Genomic DNA, 24,028 nt, shown 5'->3' with positions numbered 1-24,028 from the left:
GCTTCATGCAAACAGTCCTCAGCATAGCCGTCGACGCGCTTGCCTATGGCATGGTGCTGTTCGTCATCTCGATCGGGCTCTCCGTCACCATGGGTCTGATGCGCGTCGTCAATCTGGCACATGGCGCATTTGCCATGATCGGTGGATATATCGCCTCTTATGCAGCGCGCGATCTTGGCCTCGGCTATGGTCTTGCCGTCATAGCGGCAGTCGTCGGCACGGTCATCATCGCAATACCGATCGAGCGGTTTCTCTATCGGCGTATCTATGGCGCACCGGAGTTGACGCAGGTGCTGATGACCATCGGCATCACCTTTTGCATCATTGGTATTGCCAACTACGTGTTCGGCCCGACACTGAAGACCGTTCCCTTGCCGAGCGAGCTTCAGGGTTCCGTCAACCTCGGCTTCCGCACGATCTCGGTACATAGGCTCTTCGCGATCCTCTGCGGCCTGGCCGTCGCAGGTGGCCTCTGGTATGCGATCGAGAGGACAAGTTTCGGCGTGAAACTGCGCGCTTCGGTCGACAATGCCGCGATGGCGGCAGCACTTGGTGTGCGTACAGAGATCATCTATGCGCTGAGTTTTGCTGTTGCCGTCGGGCTTGCTGCCTTCGGCGGTGTGGTCGGCGCTGAGCTGCTTCCCGTCGAACCTTATTACGCGCTGCGCTACATGGTGACCTTCCTCGTGGTTGTCTCTGTCGGCGGCGCAGGATCGATCCCCGGCGCACTCATCGCCTGTCTCGTGCTTGGAGGCATTGATACTACGGGTCGCTACCTCATGCCGGAATTCGGCGAATTCTTCTTCTACCTCGCGGTCATTGCCATCATCTGCATCTTCCCGCGCGGCCTTGCGGGAAGGGCGAAATAGAATGGCTCTTGTCATGAATACCGAAACAGCAGTGTCCACATCCGCCCGCAAGCGTCGCTCACTGGGCCGCGATGTGGCAGGCGTTGTCGCCATAGCGATGGTTGCCGTCATCGGCTACCTCGTGTTTCCCGACAATCTTGCCCTGCTCACCCGCATTGTCGCCGTTGCTCTGCTTGTCCTGGCCCTCGATCTCGTCACCGGCTATTGCGGGGTGGCGACGCTTGGCCACGCGGCGCTCTTCGGCTCGGGCGCGTATGCTGCCGGCATCCTCTCGGCTCACTACGGCATCAACGATCCATTGCTGATGACGTTGGCAGGCATTGTTGGCGGCGCCATTGCCGGTCTGGTCAGCGGAGCAGTCATCCTGCGCGGCCACGGGTTGCCGCAGCTCGTGCTATCGATTGCACTCATCCACCTCTTCCATGAGTTTGCAAACAAGGCATCCAGTTGGACAGGCGGCAGCGATGGACTGTCTGGAATTTCGACAGATCCGATCTTTGGCTATTTTGAATTCGATCTCTATGGCCACACGGCCTACGTCTTTGCGATCGTCCTCCTGCTCATCGTCTTCGTGCTGTTGCGTCTGCTTGTCCGCTCGCCCTTCGGCATGCTGTGTCGCGGCATCAAGGAAGATCCGCTGCGGGTGCGCGCGCTCGGCGCGTCACCAAAGGCGGCGCTGATGAAGATGTATGTGATTTCGGGTGCGGTAGCAGGTGTTGGCGGTGCATTGAACGCCATCACCACCCAGGTCGTCGGCCTCGACAGCCTCTCCTTCACGCTCTCGGCGGAATCACTCGTGATGCTGGTTCTCGGAGGTACTGGTTCGCTCTTTGGCGCACTGTCCGGCACGGTCATCTTCATGCTGTTCGAAGACTATGTATCTGCAGCAAATCCGTTCCACTGGCTGACGATGGTGGGTGCTCTCCTGATCGCAGTCGTCCTGTTTGCGCCGAAGGGGCTTTATGGCTCGGCGGCAGCGTATGTGAACCGCAAGAGGGAGGCTGGACGATGAGCGCCGTCTTCGAAGTCACCAATCTGAAGAAATCCTTTGGCGGTCTTGCGGTCACCAATGACGTTTCTTTGTCCATGGCGCCCGGCGACCGGGTGGCGTTGATTGGCCCGAACGGTGCGGGCAAGACGACCTTCGTCAATTTGGTGACGGGCAATCTGCAGCCCGACTCCGGTGACGTCCGCCTTGCGGGCGAAACGGTTACCAAGGTGGGTGCCAATGGCCGCGTCAAGCGCGGACTTGTGCGCTCCTTCCAGGTTACCCGGCTCTTCCTCGAGATGACGCCGGCCGAGCATGTGGCCCTTGCCATCCTACAGCGTCAGGGACGCACGGGCCGCATGTTCGGAAATTTTCTGGCTATGCCCGAGGTGATGGGCGAGGTGAGCGATCTGCTTGGCACGCTTGGAATCAGCCATCTCATGCATCGCAGGGTTAACGAGATCGCCTATGGCCAGCAGCGTCTGCTGGAAATAGCCGTTGCGGTGGCGCTCCGGCCAAAAGTGCTGTTGCTCGATGAGCCGGCCGCCGGCGTTCCCCAGAGCGACACCGGCCGTATCGAGCAAGCGCTTGCCGACCTGCCTGCCGATCTCGCCGTCTTGATGATCGAGCACGACATGGATCTTGTCTTCCGTTTTGCCAAACGGGTCGTCGTTCTCGCTGCAGGCGCCATCATCTTCGACGGATCGCCAGCCGATGTCACCAAGGATGCCCGCGTTCGCGAGGCCTATCTCGGGAGCTATGCAAATGCCAGCCACGCCGCTTGAGGTCGAGAATCTGTCCGCCGGCTACGGACCGACGCGCGTGCTGGAAGGCGTGTCCTTCTCCGCGCCAGCCGGGGCGCGTCTCGCCGTCCTTGGCCGCAACGGCATGGGCAAGACCACGCTCCTTGCTACGCTTGCCGGACAGACCAAACGATATGACGGCACGATACGCATCGGTGCGGCGGATGTAACCGCGATGCCGAGTGCGGCGCGCGCTCACAAGGGATTGGGTTACGTGCCGCAGGCGCGCTGTATTTTCCCTACATTGACGGTGGAAGAGAACCTCTTCGTTGGGCTGAAGAGCCGCCCGAAGAGCGCGCTTGAGGAAGCCTACGGAATGTTCCCACGCCTGAAGGAGCGCCGTCGCAATCTTGGCAACCAGCTGTCGGGTGGCGAGCAGCAGATGCTGTCGACGGCACGCACAATCCTCGGTCGCCCCTCCGTGCTCCTGCTTGACGAGCCGCTAGAGGGTTTGGCTCCGGTTATATGCGAGGAACTGATGGCCGCTTTCGCAGACCTTGCAAAGACCGGCGACATGACGATTCTTCTTGTCGAGCAACGCATTCAAAGTGCGCTCGATTTTGCCGACCAAGTGATCGTTCTTGAACGCGGCCGTCTTGCCTGGGCCGGTACCCCCAAGGCGCTCTCGGACGATCAGGATGCCGTCGAGCGTCTGCTGGGAGTTGGCGGCTTGCATTAGCGCTGCCGGAGCGGTGCAAGCAACACTTTCGCAAGCGATGCCTTTTGACACGCGCATGCCTCATACTATCGTCGGAAGCGCCGACGATTGCATTTCCTCAAGCGAGAAACCATCTATTAGACAAGTTGAACGTTTGCCCCCGTGGATCAGGGGCTCGTTTACCGAATGCAAACCATAAGCAGTTGCGTGCGAGTAGGTAAACTGATTGCTTAGGAATATCCTACCATTCTGCTTGTAGCTGGTAGAAACGGTACCAAGGATCCGGGCCAGCAATGGAAATGAAGGCTTCGCTTGCTAATCAAAGTATGATTACGATAGCCTTGTGAGGTTGGCCGATTTTGAAGACGCGATGAGTAAAGATCTGTTTCAGGTAAAGTTTTGGGGCGTTCGCGGCAGCATCCCGGTCTCAGGCCCAGAATTCGATCGCTATGGCGGCAACACCTCGTGCATCGAAATACGCTGCGGTGAACACCGGATGATCTTCGACGCCGGATCGGGCGTACGCGAAGCAGGCCTTGCCATGCTCAATGAGGATGTGCGGGATGTCGACCTGTTCTTCAGCCACTGCCACTACGACCACATCATAGGCCTTCCCTTCTTCAAGGCGATCTACTACCCCACCATCGACCTTACGATCTGGTCCGGTCATCTCGACGGCAAGATGAGCACACGCGAGATGATCGAGCAGTTCATCAGCCCGCCATGGTTCCCGGTCAAAACCGACATCTGTCAGGCGACGATGAGCTTTCGCGACTTCCATGCCGGCCAGACCCTGGAGCCGCGGCCGGGCGTCAAGATCAAGACGTTCATGCTGAACCATCCCGGCGGCGCGATCGGATATCGTGTGGAATGGCAGGGTCGTTCGGTCGCCCTGATTTACGACATCGAGCATATCCCGGGTGTTTACGATCCGGTCGCGCTCGACATGATGAAGGACGCCGATCTCGCCGTCTACGACTGCACCTACAACGAAGACGAGATGCAGCGGTTCAAGGGCTTTGGCCACTCCACCTGGCAACACGGCGTTGAACTTGCCAAGATGGCGGGTGCGAAGCAGTTTGCCCTGTTCCACCATGCGCCCTCGCGAACGGACACCCAGCTGGAGCGAATGGAACAAGATGCCCAGGCTGAATTCCCGCGGGCATTCGCCGCACGGGACAATCAGGTCGTCGAGATCTAGCCGAGCAGATCGCGCGCCGACATCCAGACAGCACCCGGATGGTTTCCGGTCTCTTTGAACAGCTGGGCCAGGAATGCCCACTCCGCAGCACCATGAACCAGGTGGTGGGTCAGTACGCCAATCGGCTCATCATCCTGTGCAAAGCGCGCCTGCAGCTCGCCGGTCAGCTCTGCGACGAGATCCGCATGTGGCCGGTTGCCTCGTTGTCCGCGTGCATTGACAATATCGACATGCGTGTTCAGGAGGCGGATGGGGCCCCGGACCGTGGCCCTGCCAAACACGGACAGGACCTCAAAGCCCCTTGCCCCGAGCTGCGGGATGAGATCCCCGCTTATCCTGTTCCAAGGTGGCACCAGCATCGGAACGAGCCGATCGCCGAAAAGGGCACGAAGCGTGGCGAGGCCGTTGCTCAATTCGTCGAGGACGACGCCCGCAGGTCGGTGGCGGCCGAGCTCCTGCTTCTTTTCATCAGCGTCGGCGTAATTTGCGTGAGACCAGCCATGCACGGTGACGAGGACGTGCTGCTCAGGCGAAAGCCGCACGACCAGTGCATCTCCGGTAAAGGCCGGAATGACGGCAAGCGTTAATGGAACGGAAGCCTCTCGGGTGACGTCCAGCAGACGATCGAGAGCATCAGTCGGCTCGATTGCGTCATCGTCGCGCAGCCACAACCGTGCCTGGCGACCTGCCGCCCGCCAGCGGTCAAGTTCCTGTCGAAGCGGCGCAAAGATCTCATCCTCTGTCATGCTTTTTGTCTCACGTAAGTCTGCAGGATGCCGTCAAGTGCCTTTGCCGCGACGGAGAGTGACCTTTCATCCAGAACAAAACGCCGTGCGCTGATACCCATCGTCGTGCGCCGGGCGGGGTTGTCAAGCAACCCTGCGACGGCCGCGGCGAAAGCAGTCTTGTCTCTGTCTGGCGTCAGAATGCCTGTTACACCGTCGACAACCACCTCGGGAACGCCTGCGGTCCGTTGAGCGACGACCGGCAGCCCCGCAGCCTGGGCCTCCAGATAGGCGAGCCCGTAGGCTTCTCCACATCCTGGCCACACATAGACGCCGGAGTGACGGAACGCATCGGCGATATCGCCAGCGCCAAGCTCGCCGAGCCATTCGATACGATCTTCGCCGAACACGCCGAAAAGGCGCTGCACATCGGCCCTCATCGGACCATCCCCGACAATCGCCAGCGTCCACGTGCGATCCTCGAGAAGCCGTAGCGCTTCGGCGAGCATCGCGTAACTTTGCATCTTGTCACCGCTACGCATCATTGCGACCGCGATCAGGCGTTGCGGCCTTGCCGGAGTGAACGCCCCTTCAAAAGGGCCGGTATCGATGAAGGGTTTCAGCATCGCGAAGCGCCCTTGGGGAAGGGGCTTCAACAGGCCGGAGCGGTCGCGCTCGGTGAAGGTGATGTTTACGGCGGCGTCGCGGATGCTATCCACGACCAGGTGCTGCAGCGGCGCCCAATCGGTTGCATCCCGTTTTGCCGAGTAGGATGCCTCGGCAGTTACGTATGGAATGCCGAATTCTCGACTAAGCGTCGGTCCGAAAAGATCGGGCGATTTATAGTAGGGATGGTAGCAGAACCACAGATCGGGCGCCGGCCTTGCTGACCAGTCGTTGCGAAGGCGCTGCAACTCCGCCTCGCCGGCGACCTGCCTGGCGATTGCATCTTCGGATGTAGGGGCAAAACTGCGGAATTCCGAGACGATCTCGACTGCATGTCCGGACAGCTCAAGAGCGCGCATAAGCAGACGGGCCATCAGGCGATCGCCAGAAGGAACCGGATGGTTTGGAGACTTCAACGGCGCGTAGAATGCAACCCGCATTATGGCATGTCCACCAAGACACACTGTTTGCAATCGATGTAGGGGTCTGCCACGAGAAATTCAGCTATTGTTGGCTTCCTTTGCTGACAAACATGTGAAAGGCGATTGCAATCAGGGTGGCGGCAATTCCACGTCAATTCCGTTATCTCTATTGTATTTGTCATTTGGTATTCAAGAACGGGAATGAATGGCGACGGTTGCTGCCACCGGTATTTTTTCAGAGCGCTCGATCAGAAGGGCCCGGCTCGGCTCCGGGCTGGTCATGTTTCTGTTCGTGCTTCTTCACCTTTCCAACCACGCACTGGGGCTGATCTCCGTCTCGGTTGCCGACGACGGGCGAAGGGTTTTCCTGGCGATCTGGCGCAACCCGCTGGGAACAACGGTTTTCTATGGTGCCGTCTTCGTTCACGTTACGCTCGTTCTAAGGGCAGTATATGTGCGTCGCAGCCTGGTAATGCCGGCGGGCGAGTTGGCCCAAATTGTGCTCGGGATCTCCATTCCACTACTGCTAATGGATCACGTCATTGGCACCCGCATCGCCCATACGCTCTTCCACTACCGTGACGACTACGAGACAATCGTTCGTCTCCTCTGGATCACTTCGCCTGGCAGTGGATGGCGACAGATCGTGGCGCTCCTTGCTGTCTGGATCCATGGCTGTATCGGCCTGCATTTCTGGCTGCGCTACAGGCCGTGGTACGACAGCGTCGCCGCCCTGCTTCTGGCAGTAGCAATTCTGCTGCCGGTGCTTGGGATCCTCGGCTTCATCGAGATGGGAAGGACGATTGCCGAGCCTGCCTATGAAGGCATGGTGAACACCGATCGCTATCAGGAAAATCTCAACATCCGATACTATTCCAATCCGGAAGCCCAGCGCCAGATCGCTTTGATTCGCGTCGGGTTGTACGGGTCGTTTTCCGGTGCCTTGCTCCTTGTCATTGCAGCCCGAACCTGGCGTCGCTGGAGGGAGCGTGTCGATCAGGTCACCGTGCGTTATCCGGGTGGCGAAGCAATCAAGGTACCGCGTGGTTTTACGGTTCTCGAAGCGAGCCGATTGGGCGGCCTCCCGCACTATTCGGTCTGTGGCGGCAAGGGGCAATGTTCGACCTGCCGGGTTCAGATTCTGAGCCGCTATGACGACCTGCCGGCGCCCGACAAGCTCGAGCAATCAACGTTGCGGCGGATCAAGGCCGCCCCTGATGTGCGCCTTGCCTGCCAGTTGCGGCCAACACATGATCTGACCGTCGTACCGCTGCTGGTCGCGGCGACAGAGACCACGCTCCCGCCCAATACGCAGGAGACCAGCCCTGGACGGGAGCGCGAAATCACCGTCCTCTTTTGCGACATCCGCCACTTCACGTCCCTGACGGAGACGCGTCTGCCCTTCGACATCGTGTTCCTGCTCAATCGCTATTTTGCGCTTGTTGGCAATGCCGTCGAGAAAGCCGGCGGGCGAATTGACAAATTCATAGGCGACGGCGCGATGGCGCTTTTTGGTATCGGCAATTCGCCCGAGGAGGCGTGTCGACAGGCGATCACGGCGGCTGCGATGATCGTGCGTGACATCGAGAAGCTGGGTGCCGAGCTTGCCGACGAGCTATCTCGGCCGCTTCACATCGCTGTCGGAGTTCATACCGGTCCCGCGGTCGTTGGAACTCTTGGCTATGGCCGCGTGCGCAGCGTGACGGCGATCGGCGATACAGTCAACGTGGCAAGCCGGCTGGAGACGGCGGCCAAGGAATTCGATGCGGCCATTGTAATTTCAGAGTCTGTCGCAGTCCTGTCCGGAGCGGACACGGCAGGTGTCGAGAGCCGTGAAATCAGTGTGCGCGGGCGCGCCTTGCCCTTGAAAGTCTACGTCATTCCGAGTGACAAAGCCGGCGAACTGCTGAAAGGAAAAGATGGATGACGGACCGCGGCTGGGTTCAGACAAAATTCTGGAGGAAACGGCTGCGCAAGGCTCGCAATGCGATTGCGATCAGGCTGTTCAATACCCGCACCGGCCGGCGCCTCCTGATCGAAAATATCGGGCCACGGGTCGTCTCGATGACAGTTGATGCGGGCGATCACCTGATGACCTTCTCTCCATCGGACTACATTGGACGCAAAGTCTTTCGCAAGGGACATTTCGAGCGCGACCATGTCGACCGCCTGATCGCCGTCCTGCGCGAGCGTGGCCTGATGCGCAGCCAAGGCTATCTTCTGGAGATCGGTGGCAATATCGGAACGCAGACCGTCTACTTTGCGCTGAGTGGCGCATATGCCCGCATTGTCAGCGTCGAGCCCGACCCGCGCAACTTCCCGCTGCTTCAGACCAATATCCGCCAGAACGGACTGGAGGGAATTGTAGCATTGGTCAATTGTGCCGCCGGCGATACGGCTGGCGAGATCGACTTCTTCATGAACGCCAGCAATCACGGAAAAAGCAGTGCGTTCCGAAAGAGTGCCGGTGACAAGAAAACCAGTGTGCCGGTCAAGCCGGTAACGCAGATATTGGAGGAGCTTTCAATCGACCCGGCCGACATAGGCCTCGTCTGGATGGATATCGAAGGCTATGAGCCGGTTGCCTGTCGCTCCATGGTCCCGCTCCTATCCAAACGGGTGCCGCTCTACATGGAGTTTACGCCGCTTTTTTACGGACCTGAGCAGACGCGTCAGTTCATAAAAGCATTGGCGGGCTTTTACGAAAATTGCCTGGTCTTCTTCGAAGAGGAAGAGCAGGAGATGAAGGTTGTCGACCTGCCGGGCAGCGTCGCGCAATACGACGTGCTCTTTCTTCCCTGATCACCTGCGCCGATAAAGATAATAACGGCCTTCCTTGACGCCTGTTGGCAAGGGCAGCGGTTCGAGCTCCGGGCGATCGAGCGGCAGGCCGCTTACGGCGATGCCGTCTTTTGTCAGCACCCCGACCATGAGCTGCGGCAGCCACGTCAGTGTGATTGCGTCGATGTCGTCGTGCCCGGTACCGATATCGGCGTGTGCGAGCGCCGCCCCGATGCCGACGAATGCCTGACCGGATTCGCGGATGTCCCCGGTTACCATGTCGTCTGAAGGCGGCGTCGAGGACGAATAGGAGCGAACCTCGCGGTCAAAGGCGATAATGCGGCGATCCGGAAATTGCTCGCGCAGGTGATCATACGTACGGCCGTTGCCCAGCCCGAACTCCAGCACCGGACCTTCAGTTCCGTTCACGAGGTCGACGATTGCGTTGAGGATATCGCGCTGGGCCGTCAAACGGCGAATGAAGCTGTCCAAACGGCTCATCTATGGTCTTGTCCATTCAATAGTTTTTCGACAGCGGTGCTAGCACATGAAACTGCAAGAAGTCGATTACCGTAGATACAAAATGGCGTTGCGATCACAGCATGGGTGTGTGCTAGGCTTTAGACATGAACGACGTTTTGAATGAAAGATTCTTTGCTGACGTGCCCGTTTTCACCGACTTCGAGAAGGTGACGGATACAAGCAACTACCGTCCGCTGCCTGAGGGCTGGTTTTTGGCGCTCGCCGACATAGTTGGCTCGACGCAGGCGATCGCCGCTGGCCGGTACAAGGATGTGAACATGGCGGGCGTCAGCGTCATTTCTGCAATTTTGAATGCAGTAGACAAGGGTGACTATCCGTTCGTATTCGGCGGCGATGGTGCGGTCGTCGCATTACCCGGGAACTTGGAGGATGTCGCGCGCAGCGCATTGGCAGCGGCGCAGTGCTGGGTTGAGGAGGAAATAGGCCTCACTCTGCGTATTGCTGTCGTGCCGATGACCGACATTCGCAAGGAGGGTCTGGATGTTCGCGTTGCCCGTCACGCAGCCAGCCCCTTTGTGACCTATGCTATGTTTGCCGGGGGCGGAGCAAGCTGGGCCGAGCGCCAGATGAAGAACGGGCGCTATGGTGTTTCGCCCGCGCCACAAGGCACGCGGCCGGATCTCACCGGTTTGTCATGCCGCTGGAGCCCGATTGCCGCGCACAACGGCGAGATCGTCTCGATTATCGCGGTCCCGGCTGAAGGCGGTCGCCCCAGCCCGGAGTTTCGAAAGCTCGTCATGGACATCGTCGCAATATCTTCCGAACAGCGTCGTGGCGGCCACCCTGTTCCGCCTGACGGTCCCGAGTTTGCTTTCTCGATGAAGGGCGTCGATCGCGAGGCGCGAGCGATAGCGCCACCTGGAAAGCGATTGAAACAGAAGCTGTTCATCCTGCTACAACTCGCCCTGGTGGTTGTCCTTCACAAGCTGGGTGCCAAGTTTGGCCGTTTCGATGCCAGGCGTTACACTCAGGATGTGTCGGGCAATTCGGATTTCCGCAAGTTCGACGATGGCCTCAAGATGACGATCGATGTCGACGCGGACCACCTCCGTCGTATTCAGGCGCTCCTTGAAGAGGCAAAGGCCCAAGGCATCGCTCGCTATGGCTTGCACCGGCAAGGTTCTGCCTTGATGACCTGCTTTGTTCCAACGCCGATGTCGCGCGATCACGTGCACTTCATCGACGGCGCCAGCGGCGGCTACGCCGTCGCCGCCAGTCAGATTACGGGAAAGCAGTTGTCAGGCGTGGAGATCAAGCCTTGACGATGTGATCGGCGGACAACCCGAGTCGAGCGAATACGTTGCGGGTGTCGATTATCAGCGGCGCAACATCTGCGATGGCCGCATAGTCGAGCCGATCGTGATCGGTTGCGACAAGAACCGCGTCGTAGGACTGAAGGGCCCCGCGTGTGAGGTTCACCGACTTTCGCCCCTTCAGGTGCTGATATTCGCGCGTCGGGGGGATCTCGTCGACATGCGGATCGTGATAGTCGGCCCTGCCGCCTCGCTCCTCGATGATCTCCATCAGGCGCAATGATGGGCTCTCCCTGATGTCGGCAACGTTCTTCTTGTAGGCCAGACCAAGAACCAGAACACGCGAGCGACTGAGAGCCTTGCCGGCGCGCATATCCAGCGCCTCGGCTAGCTTGCCGACGACATAGCGTGGCATGGCCGAGTTGATCTCGCCGGCGAGCTCGATGAAGCGTGTGGGCAATTCGTACTCGCGCGACTTCCAGGTAAGGTAGAATGGGTCAATCGGGATGCAGTGCCCACCGAGCCCCGGACCAGGATAGAAAGGCATGTAGCCGAAGGGCTTCGTCTTGGCCGCCTCGATCACCTCCCAGACATCGATCCCCATGGCCGCGTAGACGGTCTTGAGCTCGTTGACGAGCGCGATGTTGACGGAGCGGAAGATGTTTTCCGTGAGCTTGACAGCCTCCGCCGTCGCATTGGACGACACCGGAACGACGGTCTTTACCGCCGCGCCATAAAAGCTCTTCATCAGGGCCAGCGCCTGCTGGCCGTCACCGGCGACGACCTTCGGAATGGTCGCAGTGTGGTAGTGCTGGTTCCCGGGATCTTCACGCTCTGGCGAGAAGCCGATGAAGAAATCTTCGCCTGATTGCAGACCTGTTTTTTCCAGGATCACCTTGACGACATCGTCGGTCGTGCCCGGGTACGTCGTCGATTCCAGGACCACAAGCTGGCCGGCTCTCAGGTGTTCGGCAATCGAGCGCGACGTTGCCTCAACGAACGAGAGGTCCGGGTCGCGGTGCTTGGTCAGCGGTGTCGGAACACAGATGACGATGACGTCGCAAGCCGCCAATCCAGCAAAATCCGTGGTGGCGGAGAATCGCCGTGCGTCTATCTCTGCAACAAGATCGTCGTTCGCGACAGAATCGATATAGGAATGCTTCGCCTCAAGGGCCACGATCTTCTTGGCATCGATGTCGAAGCCGGTAACGGCAAAGCCGCTGCGGGCAATCGCGATTGCTAGCGGTAAACCGACATAGCCAAGCCCTATGACGCCGGCTCGGGCGCTGCGGGTTTCGATCTTGCTTGAAAGGATGTCGTAGGCGGAGGAACTGGCCAAGGCAGGTCTCATCTGAGTGCTGAACGGTACCCTGATCTAATGGAAGTAGGGGGCAATTGAAACCCGCCCGCACCTCGCGGCGCGCTGACGCGGTCGTGAAACTCGCTTCAAGGGTGTGCCCCGATCTCCTGGTACCTGAAGCCAGTGTGACCAAAAAGGCGCGGCCGCCCGAAGAGATGTCGACGTGGAGTCGGAAAATGTCCAAATGCCATTGTTTGAGGTTTGTCCGATCCCTATTTACCTCGAATAACGAACCGCGAGAAAGGACTGCCTATCCTGCCCACTATATCAAGGGTTTGACAGGTGCCGCTGCCGGGCTCCCGGCAGATCGTTGACACAATAATACCGCTCGTCCATCCTCCTCCCCGCCCTGCGCATGGCTTTGCTGCAGGCAGGGTTGCCGACGCTTTTCGGGAATGGACGTGCCTTATGAGGATACTACCAAGAATGGGCACGATGGAATCCAGCGTCTCATCTATTTTGTTGGATCGGGTCGCCGAATGGCTGACGAATTCCTCCCTGGCGGGGGATGACCTCGAAAATATCATTCGCGGATTTTGCGAACGCATTGCGGCTGCAGGCTTGCCGATCGTACGCGTGCATCTGACGTTTTCCATGCTGCATCCGCTCTACGACGCGCTGAGCTTCACGTGGAGGCGCGCAAGCGGCGTCACGATTGAAGGATATCGGCATGCAGCAGGGCAGAAGCCGGATCGCTTTTTGCAGAGCCCCTACTACTACCTGCTTGACAATAACCTGCAGCACATCCGCCGCCGGATTGCCACTGATGGTCCAGCCGAGTTTCCCGTCTTTGTTGATCTGCGCGAGGAACGCATCACGGACTATCTGGCCTTCGTCCAGCCTTTCGGTGATGGTTCCGTCCAAGGTATGATGGGATCATGGTCGACTGATAGCCATGCCGGCTTCTCCGACGACATGATCGATGCGTTGCTGCGCATGCAGAACCATCTTGCCGTTGCCGCCAAGATGGCGGTTCTCGGCAAGCTCGCCAACAACATGCTCACCACCTACCTCGGCGGCGACGCGGGTAAGCGGGTGCTGAACGGCCAGATCCGTCGAGGCGACGGAGAAACGATCCGTGCGGCGCTTGTGATGGGGGATATGCGCCAGTCGACCATGTATGCCGAGAAGGAGGGCCGACAGGCCTATATCGACACGCTCAACCAGTTCTTCGACGCGATCGCGGCACCCTTCAACCGCAATGGCGGTGAGATCTTGAGCTTCCTCGGCGACGGGTTTCTGGCTGTCTATCCATGCGGTCGCCACAAGGATCCATCGAAGATTGCCTGTCAGGCGGCGCTTTCTGCCGTCCATCAGGCGCAGGCGCGCGTAGCCGAACTCAACAAGGAACGGATGGACGCCGGTCTGAGCAGGGTTTCCTACGGCATCGGCCTGCATGTCGGAAACGTGATGTTCGGCAACGTCGGCCTGAAGGACCGACTGACTTTTTCGGCGTTCGGGTCTGCCGTGAATGAGGTCCAGCGCCTGCAGGCATTGACGAAGAAGTATTCCAGTGAGGTTGTGGCCAGCCAGGCCTTTGCGGGCTATTGCGGAGGCGAGTGGCGCACGCTTGGGGAAGAGAAGCTGCGCGGCATCCGCCAGAAGGTCACGGTTTTGCGGCCGCACGTCCAGACACCGGCCTTGCAGGTTGAAGAGACGTTCCGTGAAGTTGCGCCGACCGGGCTTTCCGAAGCAGAGCAGGTCATCCTGCTTCATCGCGATGCACGCAAGCAGGCTAAAGGACCAGCAACGGAGAGTTTCATCCAGTAAGAGCGCACCAACACGATTGCTAGCTGACCTTTGGTCTTGCTCAGCCTATGAATTGCGCCAGGTTTTACGTGTCTGTCATCAACTGGACACCCCGATTGCGGTACGGTAGTGTGCCTTAACGGGAACATAAAAGCTGGGGAATTTCATTGGTATGGCGTCCGCCTCGGATCTGTTGCGCATCGAGAATCTTGACGTCTCCTTCTCGGTTTTCGGCGATCGCCTGCGCGTCGTAAAAAACGCGAACATTCGTATTTTGCCAGGCAAGGTCACGGCGCTCGTTGGGGAGTCCGGCTCGGGCAAATCTGTGATCAGCCAGAGCATAATGGGCATTCTCCCCAATCCAGCGAAGGCTGAGGGACGTATCCTCTTCACCGATCCCCTGGACGGCAAGACAACCGATATCCTCCAGTACTCTCGCGACAGTGCAGAGATGCGCGATCTGCGCGGTCGGCGCATGGCGACGATCTTTCAAGAGCCGATGACCTCGTTGTCGCCTCTTCACACGGTCGGAAACCAGATCAGCGAAGCGCTCCTCATCCACACGGAAGCCGACAAGCAGGAAGCGCGCGAGAAGACCGAGGAAATGCTGGGTCTCGTGGGCTTTGCCAATCCGAAGCGGACGTTCGACATGTACCCCTTCGAGCTCTCGGGCGGCATGCGGCAGCGCGCGATGATCGCGATGGCGCTGATCTGCAATCCTGCGCTCCTGATCGCCGACGAGCCGACCACTGCTCTTGATGTCACGATCCAGGCGCAAATCCTGGAATTGCTGCGCGACCTCCAGCACAAGCTCGGTATGGCAATGCTGCTGATAACTCACGATCTCGGTGTCGTCGCCAACATGGCAGACGAAGTGGTGGTGATCTATCATGGCGAGATCATGGAGGCTGGACCAGTCGAGTCCATCTTCGGTAACCCGCAGCACCCTTATCTGAAGGGACTGATGGCAGCGGTGCCGCATTTCGACATGAAACCCGGTGAGCGCCTCAAGGCATTGCGTGACGTACCTGTTAACCTGGAGTCTTTGATCGGCAAGAAGAAGGTGAAGGCCGAAGGGCCGGACGTACTTCTTTCCGTCAACAACCTCTCCAAGGCGTTCAAGACGCGCAATCGCGGTCTCTTTGGAACGCGCGAGGCTGCCGTCGTTCGCGCCGTCGATGATGTGAGCTTTGACATCCGCCGCGGAGAGTGCCTGGGGCTCGTCGGCGAATCCGGCTGCGGCAAGACAACTGTCAGCAAGATACTTATGCGCGCCGTCACGCCAGACGGGGGCTCGGTGATCTTCAACGACGGCAAGGACGTCATCGACGTTCTGTCCGTTACCGGCGATGATCTGCAGGAGCTGCGCACCAAGATCCAGATGGTCTTCCAGGATCCCGTTTCCTCGCTGTCACCGCGCATGACGGTACGCAATATCCTCAGTGAGCCGCTGGAGATCCACGACCGTGGCGACAGCGCCGAACGCAAGCAACGCGTGGAAGCCCTGATGGGCGCCATCGGTCTCGATCGGCGCTATCTCAACCGCTACCCGCACAGCTTCTCTGGCGGACAACGTCAGCGCATCGGTATTGCGCGCGCGCTGGCTCTCGGCCCGAAGCTTATCATTCTCGATGAGCCCGTGTCGGCGCTCGACGTGTCCGTGCAGGCGCAGATCCTCAACCTATTGAAGGATTTGCAGAAGGATCTCGGGCTGACCTATCTGTTCATTTCGCACAATCTGGCTGTCGTGGACTATATGGCCGACCGGATTGCTGTGATGTGCAAGGGGCGCATCGTTGAGATCGCACCCCGCGAAATTATTCTGCGCGATCCCGTGCACCCCTACACGAAGTCGCTGCTGGCGGCAGTTCCCTTCCCCGACTTGAGCCGGCCACTCGATTTCGAGGCGCTGAGAAAGAATGGCGCCGCGGACAAGCAGAACTGGGGAATTACCTTTACGGCGGAGCACGACGATGCTTCCGAGCTCGACTACGCCGATCTCGGCAATGGCCATCTTGTGCGAGCCCGCAAGGGTGCAGACGCAAAGGAGCTTCGCTCATGGTAACGCGGCGCACGTTTCTGGGTGGTCTTATCGGTTCGGCAGTAGTGCCTTCTGTGGTCAACGCTGCGGCGGATCGTGACATTGAGCCCGAATTTCTCAGGGATTGGCTGCGTGCCGGTCGCGTCCCGCCCATGGTGGATCGCCTCCCGACCCACCCGCGTATCGTCAACATGAAGGAGATGGGACGGCAGCCTGGCGTCTATGGCGGTACCGTGCGCACCATCATCGGCAGCCAGAAAGACATCCGCTATATGACCGTCTACGGCTATTCGCGCCTGGTCGGCTACGACAAGCATTTGATGTTCCAGCCCGACATTCTGCTTGGCTTTGAATCGAAGGATGACACGGTCTTTACTTTCCATCTGCGCGAAGGGCACCGCTGGTCTGATGGCGCGCCCTTCACGGTGGACGATTTCCGCTACTGGTGGGAGGATGTGATCCTGAACAAGGATCTGACACCGGGCGGCGGAGCACTTGAGCTGAGGCCGCATGGCGATCTACCAAAATTCGAGGTACTTGATGATTTAAGGGTCCGCTACACTTGGGCGCGACCCAATCCGATGTTCATGCCGGCGCTCGCCGGTCCTCTGCCGCTGGTGATCTTTGGACCTGGGCACTATCTCAAGCAGTTCCACAAGAAGTATCAGGACGATTTTCGACTTTCTGCGTTGATGAAACAAAACCGGGTCAAGAAGTGGGCGGACCTGCACATCAAGATGTCACGCGCATCCCGTCCGGAAAATCCTGACCTGCCGACGCTCGATCCATGGCGCAATACCACTGCGCCGCCGGCCGACCAGTTCGTGTTCGTGCGCAACCCGTTTTTCCACCGGGTCGACGAGAACGGAGTGCAGCTGCCATACGTCGACAAGTTCATCCTGAATGTCAGCTCGTCCTCGATCATCGCCGCCAAGGCAGGCGCTGGTGAGTCCGATCTCCAGGCAACCGGCGTCGATTTCAACGACTACACTTTTCTCAAGGATGCGGAAAAGCGCTTTCCTGTGAGGGTGAATCTGTGGAAGCAGATACGCGGATCACGCGTGGCGCTGCTGCCGAACCTCAATTGCGCCGATGAGGTTTGGCGCAAGCTCTTCCGCGAAGCAAGCTTCCGCCGTGCGCTGTCGATGGCGATCAACAGGCATGAGATCAACATGGTCGCCTTCTACGGCCTGGGAAAGGCAAGTGCTGACACAGTCCTGCCCGACAGTCCCCTCTTCAGGCCAGAGTACGCTGAAGCATTCATTGCGCACGATCCGGATCAGGCCAACAAGCTGCTTGACGAACTCGGACTGACGAACCGCGGCGACGACGGCATTCGATTGTTGCCGGACGGTCGCCGTGCCGAGATCACCGTCGAAACGGCTGGCGAAAGCAACCTCGACACCGACGTCCTGGAATTGGTGCGTGACCACTGGCGGGAGATCGGCCTGGCTCTTTATACGCGCACCTCGCAACGCGACATTTTTCGCAGTCGTGCAATGAGCGGCACCATTATGATGTCGATCTGGTATGGCATCGAGAACGGCGTCGCAACTGCGGACATGTCTCCGGGGCAGCTCGCTCCGACGCTGGACGATCAGCTGCAATGGCCGCTCTGGGGGATGCACTATCTTTCCGCCGGGCAAGAGGGCAGTGCCCCTGATCTGCCTGAAGTGCAACAATTGGTCGACCTCCTCAATCGGTGGGGCGAGACAGCAAGGTTCGAGGAGCGCGAGGTCATCTGGCATCAGATGCTGGCACTCTACACGCAACAGGTCTTCTCGATCGGGCTCATCAACAGCACCCTGCAGCCGATCCTCAGATCCGCCAGGCTCCAGAACGTGCCGGATAAGGCTCTCTATGGTTTCGACCCTACCTCTTTTCTCGGCCTCTACATGCCGGATTCCTTCTGGTTCAGGGAGGCCTGAGGAATGCTGAGATACATTCTCTGGCGCATTGCAGCGATGGTGCCGACGCTGTTCATCATCTCTGCGCTGGTTTTCACCATTATCGAGCTCCCGCCAGGCGACTTCTTCGAGAGCCAGATCGCAGAACTGCGCGCCCAGGGCGAAAGTGCCAACCTTCAGGAGATCGAAGAGCTTCGAAAGCAGTATGGTTTTGACCAGCCCGAGATCGTTCGCTACTTCCTCTGGGTCGGTGGCATGCTGCATGGAGATTTCGGCTACTCGTTCGAATATCAGCTGCCGGTCTCGGAGGTCGTCGGTGACAGGCTCTGGCTAACCATCCTTGTCTCCTTTTCCACCATTCTGCTCACATGGCTGATCGCGTTTCCGATCGGCATTTATTCCGCAACGCACCAGTACAGCTGGGGAGATTACGGGCTGACCTTTCTGGGGTTGCTCGGCATCGCCATCCCGAACTTCATGCTGGCCCTGATTCTGATGTACTTCGCCAACATCTGGTTTGGTGTTTCGATCGGGCACCTGATGGACCAGAAGTTCCTTAACGAGCCGATGAGTTGGGAAAAGGCGCGCTCGATCCTCTCGCATCTCTGGATTCCGGTTATCATCGTCGGTACCGCGGGAACGGCAGGTATGATCCGAAGACTGCGGGCAAACCTGCTCGACGAGATGCAAAAACAGTACGTCGTGACCGCCCGGGCCAAAGGGCTTCACCCGCTTCGTGCGCTGGTAAAATATCCGCTGCGGATGGCACTCAACTTCTTCGTCGCGGATATCGGGTCAATTCTGCCATCAATTATCTCGGGTGCCGAAATCGTTGCGATCGTGCTTTCGCTCGAGACGACAGGCCCGATGCTCATCAAGGCCCTCCAGAGCCAGGACATGTATCTCGCAGGCTCATTTCTGATGTTCCTCGCTTTCCTCAACGTGATCGGGGTGCTTGTCTCCGATATCGCGCTTGGCTTCCTCGATCCGCGTATCCGCCTCCAAGGCAGGAGCACCAAATAGATGTCGCCCTTGCCACCGCCCGGCGCGCCAATGCCGCATTATGTCTCTACCGCACCCTTCGATCCGATGGCGACGGAAGGGATGACGTCTGCGCAATCGCGCATCCACCTTGCCTCGCAAAAGCAGTTGATGTGGTGGAAGTTCAAGCAGCACCGGCTGGCGCTTGCCTCCGGCGTCTTTCTGCTGGCCGTTTACCTCATGATTATTGTCGTCGAATTCATTGCGCCCTATGGGCTGCATACCAAGAATGTCGACTTCATCCATTCGCCGCCGCAGCGGGTCCACTTTTTCGACAACGGCAGGTTCGTCGGACCCTTTGTCTATGGGCGTAGTATGTCGCTGGATCTCGACACGCTGCATCGCATTTACGCTGACAAGCCGGATGAAGTTCAACCGATCCGGTTTTTCTGCCGAGGCGATTCCTATAATTTCTGGGGACTGGTCAGTTCCGATCTTCACCTGGTTTGCCCGGCGGTCGGCGGCCAGATGTTCCTGCTGGGCACCGATAGGCTTGGGCGCGACGTGCTTTCCCGCATTCTGTATGGCGCACGCATATCGCTGACAATCGGCCTGATTGGTATCGCCATCAGCTTCTGCCTCGGTATCGTGATCGGGGGGTTGGCGGGCTATTGGGGCGGTATCTTCGATCTGGTCGTTCAGCGCCTGATCGAAGTTCTGCAGTCACTGCCGAGCCTACCCCTCTGGATGGCGCTCGCGGCAATCATGCCGGTGACGTGGAGTCCTATCGTCATTTATTTCGGGATCACGGTCATTCTGGGTATCATCGATTGGACTGGACTGGCGCGAGCGGTTCGATCGAAGCTTCTGGCGTTGCGTGAAGAGGACTATGTTCAGGCCGCGCAACTGATGGGCGCCAGCACCCCGCGCATCATCGGACGACATCTCGTGCCAGGCTTCATGTCACACCTGATTGCGTCGGCCACGATATCGATCCCGGGCATGATTCTCGGCGAGACTGCGCTGAGCTTCCTTGGACTCGGCCTGCGCCCACCCATCACGAGCTGGGGCATTCTCCTGACAGAGGCAAAGAGCGTAAGCGTCATCGCATTCTATCCGTGGTTGCTTTTTCCGATTATACCGGTCGTTCTGGTGATTTTGGCGTTCAACTTTCTGGGAGACGGCTTGCGCGATGCGGCAGATCCCTACAAATAGCGGCCAGCCCGGCGGAGCACCGCTCTGTCCTCTGACGGCCCAGCGGAAACCGGCGGTGCTAGTATGAACGAAAGCGCAGAAGGAGTGCCCATGGCACGGCGCCTGGAGGATGCCCGTATCCTCATGTACAGTCACGATACGTTCGGCCTCGGTCATTTACGACGGTGCCGCGCGATCGCCCATGCCCTGGTCGAGGATTATCGTGGACTGAATATCCTGATCATCTCTGGTGCAACGATTGCTGGCGCGTTCGACTATCGGGCGCGCGTCGATTTCGTGAAGATTCCGAGCGTGATCAAACTTCGCAACGGCGAATACACGTCGATGGCGAGCCACATCGATCTGCATGAAACGCTGAAGATGCGTGAATCGAGCATTCGCCATACCGCCGAAACCTTTCAACCCGATATTTTCATCGTGGACAAAGAGCCGATGGGTCTGAAGGGGGAAGTGGAGGAAACGCTTGCCTATCTGAAGGCGCAGGGCACCGTTCTGGTGCTCGGTCTACGCGAGATCATGGATGCACCACACCTGCTCGATGCCGAATGGAAGAGGAACGGCATCATGCAGAAGATCGACCAGTACTACGATTCCATCTGGGTCTATGGCCCGCCGGACTTTTATGATCCGCTAGTGGGCCTTGATGTCCCGCCAAGTGTCCGCAGGAAGATGGATTTCGTCGGCTTCCTGCAACGGAGCGTCTCCGCGAGCAAGACTTCGATCAATGCCCGCTCGGACAATTATATCCTGGTCACCACAGGTGGCGGCGGCGATGGCTCCGACCTGATCCATGACGTGATGAACGCGTATGAAGCCGATCCGACCCTGCAGCAAAAGGCACTGGTGGTGCTTGGCCCCTATATGCCAGCCGCCGAGCGCTCCAAACTGGTCGCCAAAGGCTCCCGCATCCCCTACATCGAGGTCATCGAGTTCGACAACCACATGGAGGAGCTGATTGCCGGTGCGACGGGCGTCGTGGCCATGGGTGGATACAACACCTATTGCGAGATCCTGTCCTTCGACAAGCCCGCGCTGATCGTCCCGCGTGTGAAGCCGCGCGAAGAGCAGTTGCTGCGGGCGCAACGGGCGCTAGAATTGGGCCTCATCGACATGCTTCTGCCGGACCAGTCCGCAGATCCGTCTGTTATGTCTCAAGCCCTGAAACGATTGCCCGACCGGTTGCCGCCGTCAAGGAGCGGCTGCACGTTGCAACTGCAGGGCCTCGATCATATTTCGGAGACGGTTGGACACTGGCTGGATGGTCGAGGCCGTCACCTTTCCGTCGTCGGGGCCGAGTGAAGAACAGAACCTTGTTGCAGCGCCGTAAAATTCTCGTCGTGCTGAAAGGCTATCCGCGCCTTTCGGAGACCTTTATCGCGCAGGAATTGCTCGGTCTTGAGAAGGCCGGCTTCGACCTGACTTTGATCTCCATGCGCCGCCCCACCGATAAAAAGCGGCATCCCGTGCATGATGAAATCAGGGCACGCGTCATCTACCTGCCAGAATACCTGCACGAGGAGCCGCTTCGCGTTTTGAAGGGGCTGTATGCGAGCTTCGGTAAGCCCGGGATAAAGGCCCTTTGGCGCCGCTTCTTCAAAGATCTCCGGCGGGATGTCTCCCGCAATCGCTTCCGGCGGCTGGGACAGGCAATGGTGCTTGCGCGCGAATGGCCGGACAATGGCGAATGGCTTCACGCGCATTTCATTCACACCCCGGCCTCAGTCACCGAGTATGCCAGCATCCTGACCGGTGTTCCCTGGACCTGCTCTGCCCACGCCAAGGACATCTGGACGTCTCCTGATTGGGAGCTCCACGAGAAACTTGGCAGTGCTCGCTGGACCGTGACTTGTACGCGAAATGGCTATGAACACATGCGGACGCTGACGCCGCGCAAGGAAGCGGTGCATCTCAGCTATCACGGTCTGGATCTTAGGCGCTTTGCCCATTTTGACGGTCAGCGATCTGACCGTGACGGGAGCAATCCTGCTGACCCCGCGCGCATTTTGAGCGTCGGGCGGGCAGTTGAGAAGAAGGGTTACGAGACGCTTTTGGGAGCACTTGCGCTCCTTCCGCGCGATCTGAATTGGAGGTTCGAGCATATCGGCGGCGGTGACAAGCTGCCAAAACTAAAGGCACTTGCCGCTGAGCTCAACCTGACGGGGCGGATCACTTGGAAAGGTGCCCTCGCCCAGGAAGATGTGCTTGAGCACTATCGCGGCGCCGATGTTTTTGCACTCGCCTGCCGGATTGCATCGGATGGCGATCGCGACGGCTTGCCCAATGTGCTGGTCGAGGCGTCAAGCCAACGCCTGCCCTGCGTTTCCACCTCGGTGTCTGGCGTACCGGAGCTTCTTGTGGATGGTGAAAACGGGATGGTCGTGCCCCCGGAGGATCCTGTAGCGCTTGCTGCAGCGCTTGAGACAATGATCCGGAAGCCTGCCTTGCGTTCGAGGCTGGGAGACGCCGCTGAAAGACGGGTGCGTCAGCAGTTTGACCACCAGGCAAGCATTGAACAGCTCGGCCGGCTGTTTGAGGGGGAATGGCAGAAGGCATCATGAGTGCACCCCGCGTCTTTTTTTATGTTCAGCATTTGCTTGGCATCGGCCACATTGCCCGGGCTAGTCGCATCGCAGCCGCTCTCGTCAGGGACGGTTTTGATGTCACCGTCGCCACCGGCGGCCTGCCGGTACCAGGCTTCCCCGGTGAAAATATCAAGACTGTGGCGCTGCCACCTGTCGTTGCGAGCAACGCGGGCTTCTCCGGGCTGGCCGATGCCGGTGGCGCTGCCGCTGACGAAGCATTTCTTAACCGGCGCCGCGACCTGCTGCTGACGGCATTTCGCGAGGCAGCTCCCGAGGCCGTTATCATCGAGGCCTTTCCCTTTGGGCGCCGGCAGATGCGGTTCGAGCTTCTTCCACTTCTGGATGCGATCGAGAAAACACAGCCGCGACCGAAGCTCTTCAGCTCGGTCCGCGATATCTTGCAGCAGAACCGGAAACCCGGACGCGACGAAGAAACCGTCGCGCTGGTGCGGAACCATTTCGATGGTGTCCTGGTCCACGGCGATCCCTCTTTTGTCCGCTTGGAAGACACCTTCCCGTTGACGTCCGAGATTGCATCCAAGATTCGCTATACCGGAATGGTGGTAGCCGGCCGCGCGCCTGATCCCGAGGAGACCTTCGATATCGTCGCGTCCGCGGGCGGTGGAGCGGTCGGTGTTGATCTGCTTCGTGCTGCCAACGCAGCTGCTGCAATGCTGCCATCAAACCTGCGGTGGTTGCTCATCGGCGGTCCGAACCTTCCAGAGGCTGAATACGCCGCCTTGGCGAATGCCACGCCGCACAATGTCACGCTGGTCCGGTTCCGGAAGGATTTTCCTTCCTTGCTCCGCGGGGCGCGCGTGTCGATCTCGCAGGCCGGTTACAACACCGTTGGCGATCTGCTGCAGACCGACTGCAGAGCGATCCTCATTCCCTTCGTCGCTGGCGGAGAGACGGAACAGACGGTTCGAGCGGAAAAACTGAAAGCGCTCGGACTTGCGGACATCCTGCCGGAGGTTGGCCTGACCCCCGAAATCGTTGCCGGTGCGGTCAAGGCTGCGCTGGCGACGTCGTGCACGCCCGCCATGCCTCTTGATCTCGGCGGTGCAGACAAGACAGCGGCGATCATTCGCTCGATGATCGGCTGAAACTCTCGCACTTTGCGAAAGGCATGTGATATAAACAACGTCCCGGCGAGAATCGGCATGACAACGGCAAACCGATTCGCCTTGTTTTCATTATGAGATCCGGCGGTCCGGTTGCATGGTCCTGTTCTTGGCATTCCCCTCGCCTTCGCAGGTTCACAGCCCCCAGATTTCCCAGGCA

20 protein-coding genes are annotated in these 24,028 nt (G+C 59.0%); 16 read left to right on the top strand and 4 right to left on the bottom strand.

Annotation, left to right across the window (positions count from 1 at the left end; translation table 11 throughout):
- Positions 1 to 5 precede the first annotated feature (5 nt).
- The 5 genes from JNB88_RS06465 to JNB88_RS06445 all read left to right on the top strand — a co-directional run bounded on the left by JNB88_RS06465 (position 6) and on the right by JNB88_RS06445 (position 4,519).
- Positions 6 to 869 (top strand): branched-chain amino acid ABC transporter permease, encoded by an 864-nt coding sequence (locus JNB88_RS06465; RefSeq protein WP_037134234.1) that lies wholly within the window; start codon positions 6 to 8, stop codon positions 867 to 869.
- A 1-nt stretch (position 870) separates the two neighbouring features.
- Positions 871 to 1,881: a branched-chain amino acid ABC transporter permease gene (locus JNB88_RS06460; protein ID WP_037134235.1), complete on the top strand. Its 1,011-nt coding sequence runs from the start codon at positions 871 to 873 to the stop codon at positions 1,879 to 1,881.
- Positions 1,878 to 2,642, top strand: a complete 765-nt coding sequence (locus tag JNB88_RS06455) for an ABC transporter ATP-binding protein (protein ID WP_220354737.1) — start codon at positions 1,878 to 1,880, stop codon at positions 2,640 to 2,642. Before JNB88_RS06460 ends, JNB88_RS06455 begins: the two co-directional genes overlap by 4 nt.
- The gene (locus JNB88_RS06450) at positions 2,623 to 3,339 is read left to right on the top strand and encodes an ABC transporter ATP-binding protein (RefSeq protein ID WP_037134237.1); all 717 of its coding nucleotides are present in this window, start codon (positions 2,623 to 2,625) and stop codon (positions 3,337 to 3,339) included. The genes JNB88_RS06455 and JNB88_RS06450 overlap by 20 nt, the downstream gene beginning before the upstream one ends.
- A gap of 349 nt (positions 3,340 to 3,688) precedes the next feature.
- Positions 3,689 to 4,519, top strand: a complete 831-nt coding sequence (locus tag JNB88_RS06445; protein WP_037134238.1) for an MBL fold metallo-hydrolase — start codon at positions 3,689 to 3,691, stop codon at positions 4,517 to 4,519.
- Here JNB88_RS06445 and JNB88_RS06440 read toward each other — a convergent pair.
- Both JNB88_RS06440 and JNB88_RS06435 read right to left on the bottom strand, forming a co-directional pair.
- A complete protein-coding gene (locus JNB88_RS06440) occupies positions 4,516 to 5,265 on the bottom strand; it encodes a polysaccharide deacetylase family protein (protein WP_220354736.1) in 750 nt (249 codons plus the stop codon). The genes JNB88_RS06445 and JNB88_RS06440 overlap by 4 nt on opposite strands.
- Positions 5,262 to 6,350, bottom strand: a complete 1,089-nt coding sequence (locus JNB88_RS06435; RefSeq protein ID WP_220354735.1) for a glycosyltransferase family 4 protein — start codon at positions 6,348 to 6,350, stop codon at positions 5,262 to 5,264. The genes JNB88_RS06440 and JNB88_RS06435 overlap by 4 nt, the downstream gene beginning before the upstream one ends.
- A gap of 187 nt (positions 6,351 to 6,537) precedes the next feature.
- Here JNB88_RS06435 and JNB88_RS06430 point away from each other — a divergent pair, with 187 nt between their 5' ends.
- On the top strand, positions 6,538 to 8,259 hold the full coding sequence (locus tag JNB88_RS06430; protein ID WP_220354734.1) for an adenylate/guanylate cyclase domain-containing protein: 1,722 nt from the start codon (positions 6,538 to 6,540) through the stop codon (positions 8,257 to 8,259).
- A complete protein-coding gene (locus tag JNB88_RS06425) occupies positions 8,256 to 9,134 on the top strand; it encodes an FkbM family methyltransferase (RefSeq protein ID WP_220354733.1) in 879 nt (292 codons plus the stop codon). The genes JNB88_RS06430 and JNB88_RS06425 overlap by 4 nt, the downstream gene beginning before the upstream one ends.
- On the opposite strand, the gene JNB88_RS06420 is transcribed toward JNB88_RS06425, so the two are convergent.
- Positions 9,135 to 9,614, bottom strand: coding sequence for a class I SAM-dependent methyltransferase (locus JNB88_RS06420; protein WP_220354732.1), 480 nt, complete (start codon positions 9,612 to 9,614; stop codon positions 9,135 to 9,137).
- A 125-nt stretch (positions 9,615 to 9,739) separates the two neighbouring features.
- Between JNB88_RS06420 and JNB88_RS06415 the strand changes: the two genes are divergently transcribed.
- The gene (locus tag JNB88_RS06415) at positions 9,740 to 10,918 is read left to right on the top strand and encodes a DUF3095 domain-containing protein (RefSeq protein ID WP_220354731.1); all 1,179 of its coding nucleotides are present in this window, start codon (positions 9,740 to 9,742) and stop codon (positions 10,916 to 10,918) included.
- On the opposite strand, the gene JNB88_RS06410 is transcribed toward JNB88_RS06415, so the two are convergent.
- On the bottom strand, positions 10,908 to 12,260 hold the full coding sequence (locus JNB88_RS06410; protein WP_051977029.1) for a nucleotide sugar dehydrogenase: 1,353 nt from the start codon (positions 12,258 to 12,260) through the stop codon (positions 10,908 to 10,910). The genes JNB88_RS06415 and JNB88_RS06410 overlap by 11 nt on opposite strands.
- Before the next feature lie 435 nt (positions 12,261 to 12,695).
- Here JNB88_RS06410 and JNB88_RS06405 point away from each other — a divergent pair, with 435 nt between their 5' ends.
- The 8 genes from JNB88_RS06405 to JNB88_RS06370 all read left to right on the top strand — a co-directional run bounded on the left by JNB88_RS06405 (position 12,696) and on the right by JNB88_RS06370 (position 23,850).
- Positions 12,696 to 14,039, top strand: a complete 1,344-nt coding sequence (locus JNB88_RS06405; protein ID WP_220354730.1) for an adenylate/guanylate cyclase domain-containing protein — start codon at positions 12,696 to 12,698, stop codon at positions 14,037 to 14,039.
- A 151-nt stretch (positions 14,040 to 14,190) separates the two neighbouring features.
- Positions 14,191 to 16,083 carry an ABC transporter ATP-binding protein gene (locus JNB88_RS06400; RefSeq protein WP_037134248.1) on the top strand — a complete coding sequence of 631 codons (1,893 nt, stop codon included), beginning with the start codon at positions 14,191 to 14,193 and terminating at the stop codon, positions 16,081 to 16,083.
- Entirely contained in the window at positions 16,077 to 17,987 is a 1,911-nt protein-coding gene (locus JNB88_RS06395) for an ABC transporter substrate-binding protein (RefSeq protein WP_037134249.1), read from the top strand. Before JNB88_RS06400 ends, JNB88_RS06395 begins: the two co-directional genes overlap by 7 nt.
- Before the next feature lie 3 nt (positions 17,988 to 17,990).
- On the top strand, positions 17,991 to 18,989 hold the full coding sequence (locus tag JNB88_RS06390; protein ID WP_037134250.1) for an ABC transporter permease: 999 nt from the start codon (positions 17,991 to 17,993) through the stop codon (positions 18,987 to 18,989).
- The gene (locus JNB88_RS06385; RefSeq protein WP_037134251.1) at positions 18,990 to 20,162 is read left to right on the top strand and encodes an ABC transporter permease; all 1,173 of its coding nucleotides are present in this window, start codon (positions 18,990 to 18,992) and stop codon (positions 20,160 to 20,162) included.
- A 90-nt stretch (positions 20,163 to 20,252) separates the two neighbouring features.
- Positions 20,253 to 21,461 carry a glycosyltransferase family protein gene (locus JNB88_RS06380; protein ID WP_037134252.1) on the top strand — a complete coding sequence of 403 codons (1,209 nt, stop codon included), beginning with the start codon at positions 20,253 to 20,255 and terminating at the stop codon, positions 21,459 to 21,461.
- 11 nt (positions 21,462 to 21,472) lie between these two features.
- Positions 21,473 to 22,720 (top strand): glycosyltransferase, encoded by a 1,248-nt coding sequence (locus tag JNB88_RS06375; RefSeq protein ID WP_156142548.1) that lies wholly within the window; start codon positions 21,473 to 21,475, stop codon positions 22,718 to 22,720.
- Positions 22,702 to 23,850, top strand: coding sequence for a glycosyltransferase family protein (locus JNB88_RS06370; protein ID WP_037134254.1), 1,149 nt, complete (start codon positions 22,702 to 22,704; stop codon positions 23,848 to 23,850). Before JNB88_RS06375 ends, JNB88_RS06370 begins: the two co-directional genes overlap by 19 nt.
- Positions 23,851 to 24,028: the final 178 nt, after the last annotated feature.

This window comes from Rhizobium cauense, from assembly GCF_019511525.1.
GTDB classification, from domain to species: Bacteria; Pseudomonadota; Alphaproteobacteria; order Rhizobiales; family Rhizobiaceae; genus Rhizobium; species Rhizobium cauense.
This window is presented reverse-complemented; position numbering and strand designations above follow the sequence as displayed.

Coding starts and splice junctions, on each gene's coding strand:
- JNB88_RS06465 (WP_037134234.1), top strand. CDS start 6: ATGCAAACAGTCCTCAGCATAGCCGTCGACGCGCTTGCCTATGGCATG.
- JNB88_RS06460 (WP_037134235.1), top strand. CDS start 871: ATGGCTCTTGTCATGAATACCGAAACAGCAGTGTCCACATCCGCCCGC.
- JNB88_RS06455 (WP_220354737.1), top strand. CDS start 1,878: ATGAGCGCCGTCTTCGAAGTCACCAATCTGAAGAAATCCTTTGGCGGT.
- JNB88_RS06450 (WP_037134237.1), top strand. CDS start 2,623: ATGCCAGCCACGCCGCTTGAGGTCGAGAATCTGTCCGCCGGCTACGGA.
- JNB88_RS06445 (WP_037134238.1), top strand. CDS start 3,689: ATGAGTAAAGATCTGTTTCAGGTAAAGTTTTGGGGCGTTCGCGGCAGC.
- JNB88_RS06440 (WP_220354736.1), bottom strand. CDS start 5,265: ATGACAGAGGATGAGATCTTTGCGCCGCTTCGACAGGAACTTGACCGC.
- JNB88_RS06435 (WP_220354735.1), bottom strand. CDS start 6,350: ATGCGGGTTGCATTCTACGCGCCGTTGAAGTCTCCAAACCATCCGGTT.
- JNB88_RS06430 (WP_220354734.1), top strand. CDS start 6,538: ATGGCGACGGTTGCTGCCACCGGTATTTTTTCAGAGCGCTCGATCAGA.
- JNB88_RS06425 (WP_220354733.1), top strand. CDS start 8,256: ATGACGGACCGCGGCTGGGTTCAGACAAAATTCTGGAGGAAACGGCTG.
- JNB88_RS06420 (WP_220354732.1), bottom strand. CDS start 9,614: ATGAGCCGTTTGGACAGCTTCATTCGCCGTTTGACGGCCCAGCGCGAT.
- JNB88_RS06415 (WP_220354731.1), top strand. CDS start 9,740: ATGAACGACGTTTTGAATGAAAGATTCTTTGCTGACGTGCCCGTTTTC.
- JNB88_RS06410 (WP_051977029.1), bottom strand. CDS start 12,260: ATGAGACCTGCCTTGGCCAGTTCCTCCGCCTACGACATCCTTTCAAGC.
- JNB88_RS06405 (WP_220354730.1), top strand. CDS start 12,696: ATGGGCACGATGGAATCCAGCGTCTCATCTATTTTGTTGGATCGGGTC.
- JNB88_RS06400 (WP_037134248.1), top strand. CDS start 14,191: ATGGCGTCCGCCTCGGATCTGTTGCGCATCGAGAATCTTGACGTCTCC.
- JNB88_RS06395 (WP_037134249.1), top strand. CDS start 16,077: ATGGTAACGCGGCGCACGTTTCTGGGTGGTCTTATCGGTTCGGCAGTA.
- JNB88_RS06390 (WP_037134250.1), top strand. CDS start 17,991: ATGCTGAGATACATTCTCTGGCGCATTGCAGCGATGGTGCCGACGCTG.
- JNB88_RS06385 (WP_037134251.1), top strand. CDS start 18,990: ATGTCGCCCTTGCCACCGCCCGGCGCGCCAATGCCGCATTATGTCTCT.
- JNB88_RS06380 (WP_037134252.1), top strand. CDS start 20,253: ATGGCACGGCGCCTGGAGGATGCCCGTATCCTCATGTACAGTCACGAT.
- JNB88_RS06370 (WP_037134254.1), top strand. CDS start 22,702: ATGGCAGAAGGCATCATGAGTGCACCCCGCGTCTTTTTTTATGTTCAG.